Origin of the sequence: Photobacterium swingsii, from assembly GCF_024346715.1 — a bacterium.
Lineage (GTDB): Bacteria > Pseudomonadota > Gammaproteobacteria > Enterobacterales > Vibrionaceae > Photobacterium > Photobacterium swingsii.
Genome location: NZ_AP024852.1, coordinates 841,047 through 861,040 on the forward strand (window position 1 = coordinate 841,047; position 19,994 = coordinate 861,040).

Consider the following 19,994-nt stretch of genomic DNA (forward strand, 5'->3'; position numbering starts at 1 on the left):
TATTCAGGGTCGATTCAGGTTTAATCGCTATCTTAATGCCTAATCCGAGTGCTTAATGTACTGATAAAGACATAAATACTTGGCTTTTTTTGCTCCAAAAATGTGTAAGTGCCCATGCTTTTTATAGGAAATTTGATGGCATCAGGGTTTAGCCATTATTCATGGATGAAAAGCAAAATTATTCGGTTTGTTCAAAAAGGATCCACTGCCATGAACATGCTGAGTAGGGATAACTAAAAATAATATTAGGACTCAGAAAAATGAAAAAAACAATTCTAGCAGCACTACTTCCTGCAATGCTTGTAGCAGGTACTGCTCAAGCAGCAACTATTTACCAAGGTGAAGATGGCTCAAACGTAGACGTATTTGGTCGTCTAGGTTTCAACGTGACTAACCGTGACAACAACGAAGACACTAGTAAAACGATTGGTCAATTCGATGGTCGTCTAGGTCTTGGTGGTTCTCAAACTATCAACGATCAGATGTCTGTGATCGGTTGGGCTGAGTACCAAGTAAATGCAGCTGAAGGCAAAAATGGCAATAAAGACCTAACTGCTCGTTACGTGTGGGCCGGTGTTGATATGGGCAGCATGGGTAAAGTAACTGCGGGTCGTGTGGCTTCTGGCCTTATCATGGCAACAGATATCGCGGATGTATTCGCACTGTCTGATGTAACGCTTGCACGTCAAGCTGGCATTGTGAATGGCAACGCAACACAAGTTTTCCGTCAAGATGACACATTGCAGTACCAAAACAGCTTTGGTGATTTTGATCTGTCAGCAGCTTACATTCTTGGCAACGAACACATGAAGAGCGGCTACAATGTAGCTGGTCGTTACACTCTAGATATGGGTAACGCAGGTAAACTAGCACCAGTTGTTGCTTACCAACAAAACAACGCTGAAGATAATCGTACTGATAATGCTGACAAGTACGATTTCTGGGCTGTAGGTACTCGTTACTACATCGGCGATCTAATGCTAGGTGCGGTTTACTCTCAAGACAAAGTAAGCTACACCAACAACACAGATGCATCTGAAGATAAAGGCTACGAGCTAACAGCTGTTTACGACTTCCAAAACGACTGGGTTGTTCGTGGTGGTTACCGTAATGTAGAAAATACAGGTGGTGACAATGCTGAATATAAAGATCTAACAGCTGAAGTTCAGTACAAGCTGACTGACCGTTCTTCTCTATTCACTAGTTACGTAAATCGTAACGGTCAAAACGGTGAAAACGGCCAGAACACTAATATCTGGGGTGATTGGAACAACGCTAAAGAAGATTACTACCACGTAGGTCTTCGTTACGAATTCTAATCGAATCGTAATTTGATATTTACTGCTCTAAGACAAGCCAGCGTTTTGCGCTGGCTTTCATCTATTCGGTATACCGCAATCACGCACTCAGTAAATAAGGGATAAAAATGAAAAAAACATTAATGGCATTAACATTACCAGCGTTACTGATGGCGCAGGCGGCATGGGCAGATGTTGTGATTAAAGTGCCAAATAATTTTGAGATTTTGGCAACGGAACAAGTACGTATCAAAAAGGCGACTAAGCAAGTAGCACTACCAGAGGGCGATCAACATATTCTGGTGCGTTTTGATAGTCCTACTAACCCACATTCTACGGCGCAATCACTAGGGTTTGTTAGCTCTAAACCTATGTTAGTGACCTTTACTGCTAATGATGGGGAAGAGGTTATCTTGGTTGCTCCACGTATAGATACACCGCAAGAAGTCAAACGTTATGCTAAGGCGCCGACGTTTACTTTGGTTGATGCTGAAGGTCAAACGATAGCGCATCAAACTACACGTGTTGAGTATGAAGGTTCGCCAATGACTGCTGATTACAATGCCATTTTAGCAAAGCAAATTGGCTCAACGGCATCACCTGCGCCAGTATTGTCGTCAACCGCAGTGGCTGGAACGGGTGTTGCTGCTGTAAATGCAGCGAAAATAGATGTCAGTGATTTAACGCCTCAGCAAGCAGATGCATTACTACGTGACCTGTATAAAAATGCCGATGAGAAGCGCCGTAAAGATTTTATGCGTTGGGCATTAGGTTTATAGGGGATAATCAGGCGATAGACTTGTTGGCGTAACAGGCCAGCGTGATATTGTTATTTGATGAAAATAAAAGCGCCCAATTCAAATGTGAATTGGGCGCTTATTTCATGTCTGATAAAGGCTACCTGTTGTACTAGTAACTTGGCTGTACTTTGTATTCTGCTTTATCTAAATTGTGCTTTTTCATTCGCAAGTACAGCTTTTTACGAGGAATTTGTAAGTAGCTCGATACTTCATTAATGCGACCAGCAAATAAGTAAAGGGCGTCTTCAATCACTTGTTTTTCATAGCTATCGACTAAATCATCGAGCGGACTACTCATTTGTTCCAGCGGTTTAGTGCGCTCTTGTCCTGCTAATTTTACAATACCAATTGCATAAAGTTCTGCGACATTTTTTATCTCTAACACATTGCCCGCCCAATCATGGCGATTCAGTGTGTTGATATAAGCTTTATCGACCGACGGTAATGGCTTTTTCAGGGTTAAACAGCTTTGTTTTAAAAAGTGCTTAAACAACATCGCAATATCACAGGTGCGTTGTTGTACTGTCGGTATACTTAAACGAATTTGACTCAAGAAGTAGAACAATTCAGGGAGAAAGACTTCGGTTTCTACCTGTTGCTCAGGATTGATGTTGGTGACAGCCAGCACGCGCACTTCTTTTTTGCCCTGACGTTCTTGTTCTAATAAGAAACGGCATAGCCATTGCTGGGTTTCTTTCGGCATGTCTTGCGGGTTGTGCAAGCACAACGTGCCACTGCGTGCAGAAATCATGCTGCGTTGTAAATCCGGTGTTGTGCTGACAGCACTCCCTTTTAGAGTGACGTAAGGCCCTTGGCGAATAAGACTACCGTCATGCAATAATTTAGCGACTGTGCTTCGCCCCGTGCCCTGGCAACCTTCAATCAGTACATCCTTCAAGGTTGGCGCTGTTTCTGCAATCTGATCGCGAACTTTATTGATCAGAGGGCTGTCACCCAATAAAACGCTGCTAGCGCCTTTAAGCAGGGTGATGCGTTGATCAATGATCTGTTGGCGCTGCGGCAAAAAGCGCTCAAGCAGATCCAATAACTGTTCTGGCTGCAGCGGTTTTTGCAAGAAATCGATAGCCCCTTTCTTAACAGCATCAACAGCCATTGGAATATCACCATGGCCTGTGATCATTATGACAGGTAGCTCTGAATCTAAGTGTTTGATCTGCTCAAGCAGATCCATCCCACTTAATCCAGGCATATACATATCCGTTACGACCACTCCCGCCCAATCTTTATGAAGCATCTCAATGGCTTTCGTTGGATCGGTTTCAGCAAGTGCACTATAACCGGCAATCTCTAAGAGGTTTTGATATGCCTCGACAACATCTTGGTCATCATCAATGACGAGAACTTGAATATCATTGGTTATTTTCATGTGTAGGTAACTCCAGTATCACCATGGCGCCCCCCTCAAGGGCAGACGCGAGGGAAATGCTTCCCCCAAATCGGGTCAAAATTGAGCGGCAGATGCTTAAACCAAGCCCAAGCCCCACATCCTTGGTTGTGGTGAATGGTGTGAAGAGTTTCTCCATCATGGTGGCATCAAAGCCTTTTCCTGAGTCACTTACAGCGATCAGGGTTGTATTATTGTTTTGTGATAGTAAATGCACTCGGATATGGCGATTGTCGCAACTGGCGACAGCATCACAGCTATTGACGAGTAAGTTTACTAAAACTTGTTCAAATTGAACGTCATCAGCATTGATTGTTAGTTCAGGCGAGATTGCATTTTCGATCGTTGTTTTCTGTACGCGTGCTCGCCCTTCAACAATTTGCATTGCTTGGTCAACGGAGTCGTAAACCGCAATATTCTTTAATGGATTGTCAGCCGATTGTTTTTTCGAGAAGTTACGAAGACTGGCAATAATGCGTCCCATACGTGCGGTCAAGCCTTCTATTTTCTCAAGGCTACTCGGTAACTTATCGATTCTACTTTGCTTAACCGCCATTTTAGTCGCAAATACATGGGTGGAAATGGCGGATAAGGGTTGGTTTAGCTCATGTGCGAGTGATGTCATAGTTTGACCAACCACTGCCATTTTTGCGGCTTGAATCAGCTCATCCTGGGTTGAGCGGAGATCTTGTTCTATGCGTTTACGATCTTCGATTTCAGCGCGAAGCTGACGGTTTCGACTCGTCAGTGATTCGGTTTTTTCATACACGATGCTTTCTAGCCAGCGTGCCGCTTTTTCTTGTTCGGTGATATCTGTCATTGTGATAATGACTTTATCTGTCGTGCCTTGCTTAAAGAGACGGAAATCGAGACGTAAATAGAGATGCTCTGCATTGTGGAAGTGCTTGAGTGTTAGGTTGCACGCACCATTTTCGAGCAGTGGGCTAGCTGGGTGAAATAGAGACTCTAAGCGTGAGTCAATATTACTGTTAAAAAGTTGCCATACCACCATGTCTTCCGCTTTGTTTTGCTGCTGAAACAGTTGCTGCGCACTGGAGTTTACCGATTCAACTTGCCCGACGAGGTCACAGGTGATGATACTGGCTTGAGTATTGTTGATGAGGTTAAGGGCGTTAGTTCGCTCCATTTCTTGCATTTGGAGGCAGAACTGGCGAAGACTTTCACCTATTAAGCCGATCTCATCGTTGCCTGTGACTTGAATTTCAACGTTTAAATTGCCTTTAGTAACTTCACGCAAATGTCGACCTAAGGTATTTAAGCGTTTGACTATGCCGCGTCCTACTAAGTAAATGGATAGTATGATAGCCAGTAGTATGGATAAGCAGACAGCCCCCAATAGAATTAAGTTACTGATAATAATCGCATTGCGAGTTTGATCATTTAGGTTGATTAAACTGGCATCGGCATCGGTCACCATTTTTTGAATTAGAGCCTCTTGGCGTGCTAACCGTTGCTGAATATCTTGTTCGTATTGCGTGATCGCATGATAGATTTCTGAATCTTTGCGCAGTTGCTGTTCTAGTTGGCCATTAGGGGCAACAATAGTAATAAGGTCATTTAGGTGCTCGCGGTAGGTCGAAGTCGAGGGGTAGTGGCTCAACTGCTCACTCATGGTTTGCACTTCTGCGATTTTGTAGCCAATAAAATAAAATGCGTTACTCAGGTCGCGCGTGTGGTGTTGTAAGATGATTTCTTGCGCTAATTGATGAAGCTCATTTTCTTTGACGGTAATTGACTGAATGAGAGAAAACTCCGTCATCACGTCGATGATCGCATTGGTATCTATAATATTGGGTAGCATACGAGTGAGTTGCCATTCCACTTCCTGCTGTAATAGTGGCAATTCATTAATGAGGTCTTGGTGTATCCAGTGAATATTATTTTCAACTTGCAGCAGGGTACTACGCTGTAAGTTACGCTGTTCAAGTTGCTGGTTATATTGGCTTAGGGTTTCTGCTAACCCTTTTTGAGTGGCAAGGATCGCATTGTATTGCTCCATGCTGACCGTGTCTTTTATCGCGAGGTTGATCAGCTGGAGTTTAGCTGTGATCTTTTGCTGTAACTCTTTATGCACAACAGGATCAGTATTCATGCTAATCTTATTCAGCGCTGCTTGAAGACCTGCCGTGTTTCGCTCAAGTTGGTAGCTAGAGCGAAGTGTCGGCATATTGACCGTCACAATTTCTTCAATGTGATCGTCAAGTGTTTCCCAGTTGTACACAGCAACGCCACTGACACCTATGGTTAATAGGGCCATAAAGCCAATCGCAAAAATAAGGCGGTTACCTATGGTATTGATATTAACCATGGTTATATACCTCATACTCCATCACGATATTTTCTGTCATGGTAATGGATGCATTGAGTCGCTCATACATATCGAGGCACCATAAGTGACTATCATTTTCGTTTTGTTGAGCCTTGGCAGCATCTCGCTCGCTAGCATTGATCATGGCTTCAACATCTTGCTCAGAAATTGGTGGTGTTGTTGCCAGTGTTATTGCTTGGTTTAGCTGTTGGTGTTGCTGTGCCGTGAGCTGGCTAAATGTTTGCACTTTATGAATGAGTTGCCACGCTTTGTTATGCAGGGCAAGGGAGTGCACTATGGTGTGGGTGAAGAGTTTTTTTACAATATCACTGCGTTGATTTATCAGGGAAAAATCAAGACGTTGACTCACTTCTAATGCCTCGTTTTTATGGGGCAAACGATAGTCTAATTGAGATTTTGGATGCAGTGACTTATTACCCTGAAATGCTTCTAGGTATTGCAAAAAATTTACCGTTTGTGTGGAGTGGTGTAAATTTTTGATGCTAGCCATATAAGCGGGTAAAACCGGACTATTTGGCTGATAGCTAAAGCCAATAAAAGGGAAAGGCTTTTGAGTTTTGAACGCGAATGCATCCACTACAGGCGCGACACCGACTAAGCCACGAGATATTTGGTCAGTGACATTGAACATAGAAACCGAGGCGAGATTGCCGCTGATTTGGTACAAGAGCTTCCAACCTGCTTGCCAACCGTATTGCTGTAAAATGCTCTCAACCATGTAATGGCTTGAAGTGGATCGTGATGGTGTTGCCATGATGATATGTTGGAAATATTGCGGGTGAGTCAGGCTTTCCCAACTACTAGGCCGATCAAGGTTATGCTTTTCCAAATAGCGCTGATTCCACATAAAACCATAGCGAGAGTAACCCAATAGTGCGACACGATTATTGAAGTGTTGCAGCGTTGCTTTCACTTCTTCATTGGCAAACTCGTCGTTAACGCTTGGTAGGGTGATGAGCGTTTTACTCCGCTGTAGTAACTCAAAAAGACCGATTGATGTTGTGATCACCATGTCAATATCATGTGTTGGATCACCGAGTAGTCGAGCCGCGGCATCTTCGTGGCGATGCAGTACCTTTATGTTGACGTTAGGGTGCTTTGCTTTGTAGTCAGCAATCAATGTACTTAAGGAATTGGGGCTGAAAGTTGTAAGCACTATGATAGGCGTGTTGTAAGCAAACACTGCCTGTGGAAGTAGCATCAGCAAAATAATAATAAAGCGGTACATAGGAACAACGTCATGTTAGGTGGTTAGCTTTGAAGGCTAATTAAATTTGATGCTAAGTGAATTAATGTATCGGGTTGTTGCGGGGGATTATACTGAAAAAAAAGCGTGAGAAAGCATTCTTGAGCTTGGATAGGCTTTTATTCTTAAACCTGTCTTATATGAGTTAGTTGTGACTCATCTGTTGGCAATCTATTTATCTTACTCACAAAAAAACTGGAGCAAGCTCCAGTTTATATCGTTACACACATCGTATTGTTACGAGTTATGCACTCAGAATTTGTTGTAGCTCTGTCGCACATAGGTGGTACTGGCGTGGACAGTTACGCCATGTTTGTAGCATACGCTGGTATTTATCTAGCATAGCGACTTGGCTGTTAAAGTGATGCTCAGTTTTATCGAACTGAGGGTATAGACCTTCTTCTTCTGTTAGGAAGCGAACGTAATGGACAAGTTGAGATTCAGTGGCAGCATCAAAGCCTAAGAACTTAAGGCGACGCGTATCAACTTGGCCTTGATCTTCCTCGCTTAGCATTTTGTGTGACTCTTGCATCGCGTGGTGCATTTCCATGAAATCGATCACTTGACGGCAAGTATCATCACTCAGGTTACCAAAATCTTTATCTAGTTCACGCATTTGTAAGCCGTAACCACGCTCTACAATTGTTTGTAGACGGCGGTATTTAGCTGCATTCTCAGGTGTTAATTGAGACATTAGGTAGTATTGATTAGATAAGATTAAGCGTTGTGCGTTGGTCATTTCCATTGTGATAGGCCTTTAATAATTTTTATCTTCTGACGCTGAGATTAGCAGTTTGGATGCAAAAAAACATGATCTGACTACGTGTAGCACATGTTTTTTTGTTAAAAAGTATAAGCTGGTGAAAGGTTAATCAGTTGGCTATGTAGAGAATAAGACAACCTTATATTTAACATGGCTTTATCTTGTTTTTATGACATTTCGCTTTTAGTTTGGAGAGGGGGAATAAACACTATCTTGCATATTAAGGAAGGCATGACAGTGTCATAGACTGGATATTCGTGAACATTTGACCACTCGCCAGAAATTTTGATGCCTTAATCTTATTCGTTTATTTCCTTTATTGATTGATAAGTCTCCGACTGAGTTTGTGAGCATTGAACAATTGTATCGTTACCTTTAATCTTCCGCGCCCGACAAATAAGTCGGTAACTCTAAAATTGCATTAAATCCCCGATAGCTCGGCAAAGTATGGCAATGTTTTGAATGTTGTTTATCTACTAATGATGAGAAATCGATTGCTAGGATGGCATGGATCAAGGAGAGCAAAAGGAAATCGAGCGCATTTGGTATTGACCTTACAGCCGTAGATAAACGGAATAGGTTGATGAAACGAAGCGAACAAGTTTTATTGTTCGATAAGATGAGTAATAACAATGCAATTGATTTCTGGTTTGGTCGGTATTCTGGCTTTAATTTTAATCGCTTATTTTTTATCAGAGAAACGTTCACACATTAACTGGCGCACAGTATTAGGTGCGTTAGCCATTCAAATGATTTTTGCCGCTATTGTGTTATATAGCGAGAGTGGTCGTGCTGCACTGGGCGAATTTTCGAGTGCTGTACAAAACATCATTAATTTCAGCAATGAAGGTATTAGTTTTTTATTTGGTGGATTAGTTTCAGACAAAATGTTTGAGCTGTTTGCTGGCGGTGGCTTCATCATGGCTTTTCGCGTATTGCCTGTGGTGGTGTTTTTCTCGGCATTTGTCGCAGTATTGTATTACCTCGGTATTATGCAATTTTTGGTGGGGACACTAGGCCGCGCTTTGTCGAAAGTCTTGGGCACTAGCCGCGCGGAGTCTATTTCAGCAACGGCAAATATTTTCTTGGGGATTTCCGAAGCCCCATTAACAGTACGACCTTATATTGCGCGTATGACTCGTTCTGAGCTTTTTGCGGTTATGGTCGGTGGTATGGCGTCGGTAGCGGGTTCTGTTTTGGTTGGCTATTCCCAAATGGGGATCCCATTGGAATACCTATTGGCGGCGTCTTTCATGGCGGCCCCTGCAGGTCTAATGATGGCAAAGCTGCTTATCCCTGAAACTGAGCAAACCTGCGACTCTGCGGAAAGCACGGAAGAAGAGAAGAAACCTGCCAACATTATTGATGCGGCAGCACAAGGTGCCCTTCAGGGGATGCAGCTTGCACTCAATATTGGTGCCATGTTGTTAGCCTTCATCAGCTTGATTGCGATGCTGAATGCGTTATTGGGGTGGGCGGGCTCACTGGCTGGTTTTGAAGGTTTATCGCTGGATTTAGTGTTTGGTTACTTATTCTTGCCGTTTGCTTATATTGCAGGTTTGTGGGATTTCGATGCCGCTCAGCAGATGGCAACGTTATTTGGTACCAAAACAACCATCAATGAGTTTGTCGCGTTTTCTCAGCTAGCACCGATGATCGACAGTGGTGTACTCGATAAACGCACCGAAGTGATCATTGCTTTTGCACTATGTGGTTTTGCTAACTTTGGTTCAATTGCAGTGTTACTGGGCTGTATGGGGCTGATGGCACAAACGCGTTATGATGAAATCGCGAAACTGGGCATGAAATCGCTGGTGGCAGCAACCTTAGCAAACTTATTGAATGCAACGGTTGCAGGCTTGTTTATTTCACTGGCGCTTTAAATGTGCGAGTAACAAGCTAATAAAAAGGCCACGCAATGCGTGGCCTTGTTGTTTCTATGGCTGAGCTTTGATGATTAACTTAGGCCAATGATGTTGCCATCGGCATCAATATCAAGATTCATGAAAGCCGGTTTTTCGGGTAACCCTGGCATGGTCATCACATTACCGCAAAGGGCATAAACAAAGCCCGCTCCCGCACATAACTTGAGTTCGCGAATAGGCAGAATAAAATCGCTTGGTGCCCCTTTAAGGCTTGGATCATGGCTGATTGACAGTGGGGTTTTTGCCATGCACACCGCAAGGTTATCGTGGCCTTGTGCCTTGAGTGCTGCCAGTTGTTGTTTCGCTAAGTCAGATAGTTCAACCCCGCGACAACCGTAGCCGACTTCAGCTACTATCATTAGCTTCTCTTCAAGCGGCTGTGATAACTGGTATAACGGCTTGAAGTTAGCCGGCGTCTCACAGGCTCTAACAACTGCTTGAGCAAGTTCAATGGCACCTTCGCCACCTTTACCAAAGGCTTCACTGATCGCAACATCGACATAAGTATCGAATGTTTCATTAGCAATCATATCTCTGAGTTGGTTAAGTTCAGCGTCGCTATCTTGTGGGAAACGGTTAACCGCTACCACCACAGGTACACCGTATTTTGCTGCGTTACGAATATGCCATTTTAGGTTATCAAAACCGGCAATAAGTGCTTTTTCATCGGCTTCGAAAATGGCATCTGGCAGTGCTTGGCCAGGACGTAGGTCGTATAACCCCGAGTTTGCTTTTAAGCCGCGAAGTGTTGCAACCACTACGGCACAGTCAGCACCACGTCCAGCCTGCTGTGCTTTGATGTTACAGGCTTTTTCAAAGCCCATATCTGAACCAAAACCGCCTTCTGTGACAGTGAAATCACTGAGTTTGAGTGCAATACGGTCGGCAATAATCGAAGAGTTGCCGTGCGCGATATTAGCAAAAGGACCTGCGTGGATCAGTGTTGGTACGCCTTCGAGTGTTTGCATTAAGGTTGGTTCGATGGCCTCACACATAGTCACGGCCATTGCACCTGCCACTTGCAAATCTTCTGCCGTCACAGGTTCGCCATCAAGGTTGTAAGCCACCACAATGCGACCAATGCGTTGGCGCATGTCAGCAAGATCAGTTGAAAGCGCTAAAATAGCCATTAGCTCAGACGCTGCTGAAATATCGAATCCGTCTTCACGTTCGATACCGTTAATGGTTTTTCCTTCTTCGTTTTTACCGACAGTGATCATGCGAAGGGCACGATCGTTGTGATCCATAACGCGGCGCCAAACAATACGATTGCGATCGATACGAAGCGCAGGCAAGCCAGTTTTCTCACTAAATGCCTCGAAACCATGGCGATCTTCATGAAATACACGGGCATCAATAGCAGCAGAAGCGAGGTTGTGCGCCGCAGTCACTGCATGAATATCACCGGTAAGGTGCAAGTTGAGCTTTTCCATTGGCGCGACTTGTGAGTAGCCCCCGCCCGCAGCACCGCCTTTAACACCAAATACTGGCCCCATTGAAGGTTGGCGAATACAGGCAATAACGTTTTGGCCTATTTTTGCTAAACCTTGTGATAGGCCAATGGTAGTCACGGTTTTACCTTCACCTAAAGGGGTGGGTGTAATGGCCGTGACTAGGATTTGTTTACCATCAGGCTGGTCGGCAAGACGCTTTAGGATTGATGTTTTGACCTTGGCTTTTAACGTCCCTTGGGGCGTTAAATCTTGCGGTTCAATACCCGCATTACGCGCGATGTGGTCAATAGGAGTGAGTGCGGTGTCGCGGCAAATTTGAATGTCGCTTTTCATGTGGGCTCATACCTTTTTAAACAATGGGGAAGCACTGCTTTGAGCTGCTATGGCAGGTCACGCAATCGTTTGCGGTGGCTTTATACCACAATTTTATCATGCTTATATAGTTTTATTCCGATATATCTGTTGTTGATTTGTTGGTGTTTATAACACTATAAAAACCTCAATTCCGAGAACTAGCTAAAAGTCTTTGAATTAATGACTTTGTCTCTTGTTTCAATTTTGTTAATTGTGTGGTCAGTAACAGAATTACTTTCATCGTGGTTGAATAAGCACTCAGGCTAAGGTTGGTAATCATTCCATGATGCAGCAAGCAGTAGGCAAACCATAACAAAGGAGTAACAGTGAATTGGAATCAGATGCGTTGGAGCCAACTCAATTTTCGCCGTCGGCTGCTGATTATCATGACAATGTCTGGGTTGCTCGAATTGTTCGTGCTTTCAGGGGCAGGCTTTAGCTATATCAAAAAATGGGAATCTACCGACTTAGGTGAAAAGGCAATTGGTATTGCAGAGTATATTGCTCAAACGCCTGAGATTATACAGGCTGTTGAGTTACAAGACACTAAGGTATTACGGGAAGGCGTCGAACGTTTCCGTATCGCAATTGGCGCTGCTTTTATTGTGGTCGGTGATCACCAAGGCGTGCGGCTTGCTCACCCTATTGCAGAGCGCATTGGTAAACCGATGCGTGGGGGAGACAATAATAAAGCCCTTAAATATGGTCAGTCTTACATCTCTTATGCGAAAGGCTCGATGGGGCACTCTGTTCGCGGAAAGACCGCCATTTTTGATGCTCAAGGCAATATTATCGGGGTGGTCTCCGTTGGCTACTTACTCACAGGGATCCACGATAAATTACTGCCTTTTTTGATGTTTTTAATTGTGATGGCAATTATTGTGGTCATCGCGAATGGTTTGTTGGCCAGTATGCTAGCAAAGCGTTTTCAGCGTGCCTTATTAGGGTTTGAGCCTGAAGAAATTAGTCGTTTATATGCAGAGCAAGCGGCGATCATGGCAACGATTCGGGAAGGGATTGTTTGTATTGATAATCGTGGATACCTACGTGCGATTAACCGCAGTGCTTGTGCCATGCTGGGGGTCGACAAGGCATCGGCCATAGATAAGCCGATTCAACAAAGTTTGCCGGATAGTCGATTAGAGCGATTATTATCGACGCAACAAGCAGAACATGATGTTGAACTATTTCTCAATGGTAAAGAGGTCGTTGCCAATCGAGAGCCGCTATTTCAGGCGGATAAGCAAATAGGGGCGGTGGCCAGTTTTCGTTTGAAAAATGAAATAACAGAGCTTAATCTTCAGTTGTCAAAAGTGACTGAATACGCAGAATTGTTACGGGCACAAACCCACGAGCACAGAAACAAATTAAACACGATAGCGGGGTTAATCCAACTTGGTGCGTATGATGATGTGTGCCAATTTATAGGTCAAGAAAGCCTGCATTATCAGAGTTTAATTGGGTTCTTACGTGATGCCATCACAGAGCCATTAATTGCTGGCCTTTTGTTAGGAAAAAGTGAGCGAGCCCGTGAACTAGGTATGACACTCGTGATTGATGAAGGCTGCCATTTAGAAAGGTTACCGCCTCATATTGCTGCGGAAGATATTGTTACCATAGTGGGAAATCTGATTGATAATGCTTTTGATGCCACCTTGTCTGCTAAACACACGAATGGTCAAGTGCATATTCATATCAGTGATTATGGTCAGGATATTATCATTGAAGTGGAAGACCGAGGTGTTGGGATCCCTGTCGGGGAAAATGCCGATTTATGGTTACAGCGTGGTGTGTCTTCGAAGAAAAAATCTAATCATGGGGTTGGGCTTTACCTGGTCTCACAATTAATGAAAAAGTACGGTGGACAGCTAGAGATGGAAAACAGTGCGACCAATGTACCATTAGCCAGTGAGCAAGTAGCGACAGGGGCACGATTTACCCTTTATCTGCCAAAGAGTGAGCCAAGCGATGCGTGTAATACCCAAGTATAGGCTTTTCACTGATTAGCAAGACGCTTACCTACCACCTGTGCCACACTGTGACTGGGCGAGGAGAGTGACCATCATTGATAGCAAGGAGTGCAGAATGTCAGTGAAACAAGTGATAATTGTAGAAGATGATGCTGGTATTGCTGAACTGCATCGACGTTGCCTCAGCCAGATTACCGGTATCGAAGTACAAGCGATGGCTCATAATTACCAAGAGGCACTGACCTTATTTGATGTGCTGACGCCAGATCTCGTTTTGTTAGATGTACAACTGCCTGATGGAAGTGGACTGGACCTGCTTAGTATGCTTCGCGCCGAAAAACAGGAAACCGACGTGCTGTTGATCACTGCTGCGCGCGACGTCGAGACTTTGCAAGAAGCCATGCGTGGTGGTGTGGTGGACTATTTGCTTAAGCCTGTGGTGTTTAGCCGATTAGAGGCCTCCATTCATAAATACCTTGATACCCAAGTGACCATTGCTGAGTTAAATACCATCGACCAAAGCGACGTCGATGCTATGCTTGCACGTCAAAAAGAACACAGTACTCTGGGGGCGGGCAATACTGTCTTACCCAAAGGGATCGATGCGGTAACACTGGATAAAGTGCGACAGCTATTTGCTTCTCATAACCAGCTAACGGCTGAAATGGCAGGGAAAATGATCGGCGCCAGCCGTACCACTGCCCGTCGCTATTTAGAATATTTGATCACCAGTCAAGAAGTTGAAGCAGACCTTCATTACGGCACGGTTGGGCGACCAGAGCGTGCCTACCTAAAGCGTTAGTCTGGTAGTCTGCTTAATCGTTGTCGGCGAGTTGCTGCGTAAAATGCGACTGCAAGTAATCGAGCAGTAACTGCATCTTTTTTGAATCCGCTGCTCGTGGCGGGTACACGCCGTAAATTTGAATATCACTGAGCTGATAATCATTCAAAATCATCTGTAGTTTCCCTTTTTTTACCAACGGCAAGGCATCGTATTGGGGTAAGCGGCCAATGCCATGTCCACCAACAACAAATGCGGTTCTTGCAGAGGCACTATTGGTGGTAATACTGCCTTGCATTTTGACATTGTAAGAGCGTGTTCCTTTGGTCAGTGTTTGAATTTTTGACGTCTTTTTATAGACCACCCATTCGTGATGTGCCAGTTCGGCTGGCGTTTGAGGTACTCCATGTTGGTTGAAGTAGGACGGTGCTCCGCAAAGCACGTTTTTCATCGTCATGAGTTTACGAGCATATAGCCCAGAGTCGACCAAAGGTGCACCGCGGATCGCTAAATCAACACCTTCTTGGATAATATTAACGATGTCATCAGTGAGGTTAAGGTCGATTTCTATTTTAGGGTACAGAGTTTTAAAGGTATTTAGTGCCGGCACTATGGTGTGCATACTGATGTTAACAGGCGCGCTAATCGTAATTTTTCCCTCTGGCTCTTCCCGTAAATTTTCAACTTGTTGATTGGCAGCAGCGGCTTCTTCACTGATCCGCTTACAGCGTAGGTAGTAGCGTTGTCCTGCATCGGTGAGACTGATACTGCGGGTTGTTCGATTCAAGAGTGGGATCCCAATATGATCCTCGAGCTTTTTAAGGTGATAACTCACCACGCCTCGTGAAATCCCTAGTTTACGTGCTGCGGCAGAAAAGCTGCCTTGCTCTACTATTTGAGCAAAGACCACCATGCTTTTCAGTTGTTCAAAAGATACATCCATTACCTTGCCTCTATCGCTTAAAAAGCTTATTGGTTTAATTATTAGAACAATGATGCCAAGTTTATCACCATTGTTTACTCGCCAGTGAGGGCATAGACTTTCATTACTTGCTCAATAGGATGACACGAGGCTACTAATGAAAATTTTAATGGTGCTAACTTCACACGATAAGCTCGGTAATACCGAACACAAAACAGGCTTTTGGGTAGAAGAGTTTGCTGCGCCGTATTACTGCTTCTTAGATGCGAATGCAGATATTACCTTAGCGTCTCCTGCTGGTGGGCAGCCGCCGATTGACCCAAATAGTGAACTTGAGCAGTCTCAAACTGAGGCAACAGAGCGTTTTAATCATGATGAAGATGCTCAACAGCAGTTGGCAAATACATTTAAATTGGCAGACGTTTCAGCGAAAGACTTTGATGCAATTTTTTATCCTGGTGGCCATGGTCCGTTGTGGGATTTGGTTGATGATGCAGACTCAATTGCTTTGATTGAATCATTTTGGCAAGACGGAAAGCCCGTTTCTGCTGTGTGTCACGCCCCAGCTGTGTTACTTAATGCTAAAGACCAGAATGGTGAGTTTATTATTTCGGGTAAAGCGGTGACTGGCTTTACAAATTCAGAAGAAACGGCTGTTGGTTTAGCTGAAGTAGTGCCATTCTTACTGCAAGATGAATTAGTAAAACGTGGTGGACAGTTTGAGTCTGCACAAGATTGGCACCCTCTAGCCATTCAAGATGGCAGGCTGATCACAGGACAAAACCCAGCCTCGTCAGAAGCAGTAGCAGAAGCCTTATTAAACGCTTTAAAATAATTTAATCGACTATAGCGCGAGTAGGAATCCCCCGCTCGTGTTATAGCCATTGCATTCATAATAATGACATCGTAATTACGAAAGGAATGAGCAATGCTTAATTTCACCTTCCATAACCCGACTAAAATTTTCTTTGGCGAAAATCAGATCGCTGCAATCGCTAAGCAAATCCCGACAGATGCTAAAGTACTTGTGACTTACGGCGGTGGTTCCATCAAGGCTAACGGTGTATACGACCAAGTTAGCGACGCGCTGAAAGATCACCAATGGAGTGAGTTTTCAGGCATTGAGCCTAATCCACAGTTTGATACTTTGATGAAAGCTGTTGCGAAAATTAAAGAAGAAGGCATTACTTATTTACTTGCTGTTGGTGGTGGCTCTGTGGTCGACGGTACCAAGTTTATTGCCGCAGCGGCACGTTTTGAAGGCGCTGAGCCATGGGATATTTTGTCGAAGCATGCAAAAGTGACAGATGCCGTACCTATGGCTTGTGTGCTTACACTGCCAGCGACAGGTTCAGAAAGTAATACAGGGGCGGTGATCACGCGTGGTACGACTAAATTAGCGTTTATGTCGCCTTATGTTCAGCCTTTATTCGCCGTTTTGGATCCTAAAGTCACGTTAAGTTTGTCTGAGCGTCAGGTGGCGAATGGTGTGGTTGATGCCTTTGTTCACACTATGGAGCAATACTTAACTTTCCCCGTGAATGCGAAAGTACAAGATCGCTTCTCTGAAGGCTTATTACTGAATTTGATTGAAGAAGGGCCGAAAGCCTTAGCGACGCCAGATGATATGGAAGTGCGCTCTAATATTATGTGGTCTGCAACCATGGCCTTAAACGGCTTGATTGGTGCTGGTGTTCCACAAGATTGGAGTACCCACATGATTGGTCATGAGCTAACTGGCCAATATGGTATCGACCATGCACGTACATTGGCAATTGTGTTGCCTGCTGTTATGAAAGTGCAGCGTGAGCAAAAACGTGGCAAGTTAGTTCAGTATGCACAACGTGTTTGGAACATAGTTGATGGCACTGAAGATGAAATCATCGATCAAGCGATTGTGAAAACGGAAGCCTTCTTTAAAGAAATGGGGATGCCTGTTCGCCTAAGTGATGCAGATCTGGATGCTGCGAGTATCTATGTTTTAGTCGCGCAATTAGAAGCGCATGGCATGACAACGCTCGGTGAGCATGGCGACATGACACTAGATGTGAGTCGTAAAGTGTTAGAAGCGGCTCTATAACCGAAATGCCGTTTGACAATACGTATTGAGTTAGTGTGACTGGTTCAATTACGAACATGTTTAAAGCCCTGTGAGTGTAGACGAGCAGGGCTTTTTGCATGAGCTTTAATAAATGATGATGCGCCATTGATATTATTATTGCGGATTAAAGTTACAGATAATGGTGCTATTAATTTTATAATTGCGAGCAAGTTATTGAATTTTATAGCGCAAAGTTAACGTGCCACTGTCGATAGCTAAAAGTGGAAACTGGCTTTCCATTACTGGTTGTTTGCGGTTGTAAGACTTCTCTTTATTGTGCGTGCTCAGCCTATAAAAAGAAGATAAATACAAATGAATAAACCAACTAACAACCAAGCCGTTACACATGCGATGCTGCCAGAAGAGCCTGTAACTAAGTGGCAGCATACTGCGCTGCTCTCACTCTTTATTATGGCCAGTCTTATTAGTTTTGTGGTTGTGATGATTGAAGCAAATACCCGTTAAATAGTCGTAAAAACGGATATAAAACAACGGCAATATAGGGATGAACGTTTTGGTTATACCGCTATATTGCCGCTATTTCTTATTTCATGTCTTTTATTTCTTATCCCGCCTTCAGCTTTTCACTACTTGCTTTTTTATTACGTACTAGCAAGGTACGGATCATAGGTGTTATTAACACTAAAGCAGCAACGGCAGTGAACGCGAGCGTGATTGGACGCTCCCACAAGAAACTCAGTTCTCCGTCGCTGATCATCAAGGCACGTCGTAAATTCTCTTCCATCAAGCCTCCCAGAATGAAGCCAAGCAATAATGGTGCTAACGGGAAATTGGCTAACCGTAGCGCAATAGCCGCCATGGCGATTAATAGCATAATGAAAACATCGACAGTGTTGAATGAAACCAGATAAACACCTGTGATCGAAAAGAACAGGATCATAGGTAACAAGACGGTACGTGGCACCATGAGTAGTTTGGATATGTAAGGGATCAGTGGCAAGTTCAAGATCACTAACACAATATTGCCGAAGTACATTGAGATAATCACAGACCAAAAAATATCTGGATGATCAACGAATAAGCGAGGGCCTGGTTGAATACCGTAAGCGATTAATGCGCCTAGCATGATAGCCGTGGTGCCAGAACCTGGAATACCTAAGGTTAACAGCGGTACAAATGAACCACTAGATGCTGCGTTATTGGCAGACTCAGGTGCGACTAAGCCGCGGATGCTGCCTTTACCAAATTCTTCCTGTTTGTCTTTTGGCGCGATACTGCGCTCAAAACCGTAACTCAAAAATGCTGCAATGGTTGCACCTGCGCCTGGCAATACGCCGGTGAAAAAGCCAAGAATAGACGAGCGAATTGAAACTGGGGCGACCTCTTTCAACTCTTCTTTGGTAACTTTCATGCTACCAATTTGACCTAGCTGCGCCTGTTCTTTTGCACGGGTATCATCGGCGGGCTTTAAGATGCCCATTAAGGTTTCACCGAGTGCAAAGGTCGCCATTGCTAATAGTAAGAAGCTAAACCCATCCATTAAATCGGTGAGCCCGAAGGTAAAACGCTCAACGCCAACGCCTTTATCTATGCCAACGGTTGACAGCATTAGGCCAAGTACTGTCATCATCCATGCTTTAATAACCTGACCTTTGCCTGCAAAGGCGGCAACAGCAGATAGCCCGACGAGCATGAGTGCAAAGTAATCTGAAGACTGGAAACTGAGTGAGACTGAGGCCAGTGCAGGCGCGGCAATAAGCAGCATGATTGCAGACAAGGTACCGCCAGTGAATGAGGAATAAGCCGCTAATGCAAGCGCTTTACCTGCTTGGCCTTTTTGTGCCATTGGGTAGCCATCGAAAGCCGTGACAACGGTCGATGAACACCCAGGAGCATTGATCAATATAGATGAAGTTGAGCCACCAAATACTGCCCCATAGTAAACGCCAGCCATTAGAATCAGGCCTGAAGCAGGATCCAAGCCGTAGCTAATAGGGATCATTAACGCAATGGCAGAAATAGGGCCTAACCCTGGTAGCATGCCGATAAACGTACCGACAAAACAGCCGACCATAACCATCATTAGATTGGTTGGCATGATGGCTGTGGATAAACCTGAAAGGATTCCGTCTAACATTCGTGTACTCCTTTACCACGCAGAAAAGATGTAGCCGGGCTCAAGGTAAATATCTAACCCTTGAGTAAGTAGTAGCCAAAAAGCGGTAACAAACGGGAATGACGCGCCAAATAACACACTTTTACGTCGCTCGCCGAGCAGTAAGAAGCCGCCGAGTAGGAATAAGCTGGTGGACAGTAAAAAGCCGAGCCATGTCAGCCCAACACCGTAAGCTGCCATTAGTACTAAAAAACCGATCAATAGCTTCCAGTTAAAGCCTGTGATTGCGCCACTGTGTCGGTCATCTTTGGCCATCACTACCAGCAGTAGCGATAAAATAACACCTGCAATACTCAGTAAATTGGGTAGGGTACGAGCAGTAAAGGGTTCAAATTCATCGCCTGGAAAGAGTGGAATTTGTTGGCTTTGGTAGCCATAAATCAGGCTTATCACTAAAAAAATTAAGGCACCGACACGATCGCGGCTGAGCAGTTGCCTTTGGCTTTTTGAGTGAAGGGATGAAGGGGACGTCGGCATAATATTTCTCA

16 protein-coding genes are annotated in these 19,994 nt (G+C 44.3%); 8 read left to right on the top strand and 8 right to left on the bottom strand.

Features of this window, described 5'->3' with window-relative positions:
- Positions 1-260: 260 nt before the first annotated feature.
- Positions 261-1,319, top strand: coding sequence for a porin (locus OCU77_RS04215; RefSeq protein WP_048899724.1), 1,059 nt, complete (start codon positions 261-263; stop codon positions 1,317-1,319).
- 107 nt (positions 1,320-1,426) lie between these two features.
- A complete protein-coding gene (locus OCU77_RS04220) occupies positions 1,427-2,077 on the top strand; it encodes a DUF2057 domain-containing protein (protein WP_048899725.1) in 651 nt (216 codons plus the stop codon).
- A gap of 130 nt (positions 2,078-2,207) precedes the next feature.
- On the opposite strand, the gene OCU77_RS04225 is transcribed toward OCU77_RS04220, so the two are convergent.
- The 4 genes from OCU77_RS04225 to OCU77_RS04240 form a co-directional block, all read right to left on the bottom strand.
- Positions 2,208-3,485, bottom strand: a complete 1,278-nt coding sequence (locus OCU77_RS04225; RefSeq protein ID WP_048899726.1) for a sigma-54-dependent transcriptional regulator — start codon at positions 3,483-3,485, stop codon at positions 2,208-2,210.
- A complete protein-coding gene (locus OCU77_RS04230; protein WP_048899727.1) occupies positions 3,469-5,832 on the bottom strand; it encodes an ATP-binding protein in 2,364 nt (787 codons plus the stop codon). Before OCU77_RS04230 ends, OCU77_RS04225 begins: the two co-directional genes overlap by 17 nt.
- Positions 5,825-7,081, bottom strand: coding sequence for an ABC transporter substrate-binding protein (locus OCU77_RS04235; RefSeq protein WP_107302319.1), 1,257 nt, complete (start codon positions 7,079-7,081; stop codon positions 5,825-5,827). The genes OCU77_RS04230 and OCU77_RS04235 overlap by 8 nt, the downstream gene beginning before the upstream one ends.
- A gap of 262 nt (positions 7,082-7,343) precedes the next feature.
- Positions 7,344-7,844, bottom strand: coding sequence for a YfbU family protein (locus tag OCU77_RS04240; RefSeq protein WP_048899729.1), 501 nt, complete (start codon positions 7,842-7,844; stop codon positions 7,344-7,346).
- Positions 7,845-8,494: 650 nt separating this feature from the next.
- On the opposite strand from OCU77_RS04240, the gene OCU77_RS04245 reads away from it, so the two are divergent.
- Positions 8,495-9,745 (top strand): NupC/NupG family nucleoside CNT transporter, encoded by a 1,251-nt coding sequence (locus OCU77_RS04245; RefSeq protein ID WP_048899730.1) that lies wholly within the window; start codon positions 8,495-8,497, stop codon positions 9,743-9,745.
- Positions 9,746-9,819: 74 nt separating this feature from the next.
- On the opposite strand, the gene OCU77_RS04250 is transcribed toward OCU77_RS04245, so the two are convergent.
- Entirely contained in the window at positions 9,820-11,574 is a 1,755-nt protein-coding gene (locus tag OCU77_RS04250) for a formate--tetrahydrofolate ligase (protein ID WP_048899731.1), read from the bottom strand.
- A 362-nt stretch (positions 11,575-11,936) separates the two neighbouring features.
- Here OCU77_RS04250 and OCU77_RS04255 point away from each other — a divergent pair, with 362 nt between their 5' ends.
- A complete protein-coding gene (locus OCU77_RS04255) occupies positions 11,937-13,586 on the top strand; it encodes an ATP-binding protein (RefSeq protein ID WP_107302447.1) in 1,650 nt (549 codons plus the stop codon).
- 94 nt (positions 13,587-13,680) lie between these two features.
- Entirely contained in the window at positions 13,681-14,367 is a 687-nt protein-coding gene (locus tag OCU77_RS04260; RefSeq protein WP_107302320.1) for a response regulator, read from the top strand.
- A gap of 13 nt (positions 14,368-14,380) precedes the next feature.
- Here the strand turns inward: OCU77_RS04260 and OCU77_RS04265 are convergent, their stop codons facing one another.
- Positions 14,381-15,289 carry a LysR family transcriptional regulator gene (locus OCU77_RS04265; protein WP_048899733.1) on the bottom strand — a complete coding sequence of 303 codons (909 nt, stop codon included), beginning with the start codon at positions 15,287-15,289 and terminating at the stop codon, positions 14,381-14,383.
- Between the two features lie 136 nt (positions 15,290-15,425).
- Between OCU77_RS04265 and OCU77_RS04270 the strand changes: the two genes are divergently transcribed.
- The 3 genes from OCU77_RS04270 (at position 15,426) to OCU77_RS04280 (ending at position 17,834) form a co-directional block, all read left to right on the top strand.
- Positions 15,426-16,103: a type 1 glutamine amidotransferase domain-containing protein gene (locus OCU77_RS04270; protein WP_048899734.1), complete on the top strand. Its 678-nt coding sequence runs from the start codon at positions 15,426-15,428 to the stop codon at positions 16,101-16,103.
- A 93-nt stretch (positions 16,104-16,196) separates the two neighbouring features.
- On the top strand, positions 16,197-17,348 hold the full coding sequence (locus OCU77_RS04275) for an iron-containing alcohol dehydrogenase (RefSeq protein WP_048899735.1): 1,152 nt from the start codon (positions 16,197-16,199) through the stop codon (positions 17,346-17,348).
- A gap of 333 nt (positions 17,349-17,681) precedes the next feature.
- Positions 17,682-17,834 (top strand): hypothetical protein, encoded by a 153-nt coding sequence (locus OCU77_RS04280; RefSeq protein WP_160314727.1) that lies wholly within the window; start codon positions 17,682-17,684, stop codon positions 17,832-17,834.
- A 100-nt stretch (positions 17,835-17,934) separates the two neighbouring features.
- On the opposite strand, the gene OCU77_RS04285 is transcribed toward OCU77_RS04280, so the two are convergent.
- Positions 17,935-19,467 carry a tripartite tricarboxylate transporter permease gene (locus OCU77_RS04285; protein ID WP_048899736.1) on the bottom strand — a complete coding sequence of 511 codons (1,533 nt, stop codon included), beginning with the start codon at positions 19,465-19,467 and terminating at the stop codon, positions 17,935-17,937.
- Positions 19,468-19,479: 12 nt separating this feature from the next.
- Positions 19,480-19,983, bottom strand: a complete 504-nt coding sequence (locus OCU77_RS04290) for a tripartite tricarboxylate transporter TctB family protein (RefSeq protein ID WP_048899785.1) — start codon at positions 19,981-19,983, stop codon at positions 19,480-19,482.
- Positions 19,984-19,994 lie beyond the last annotated feature (11 nt).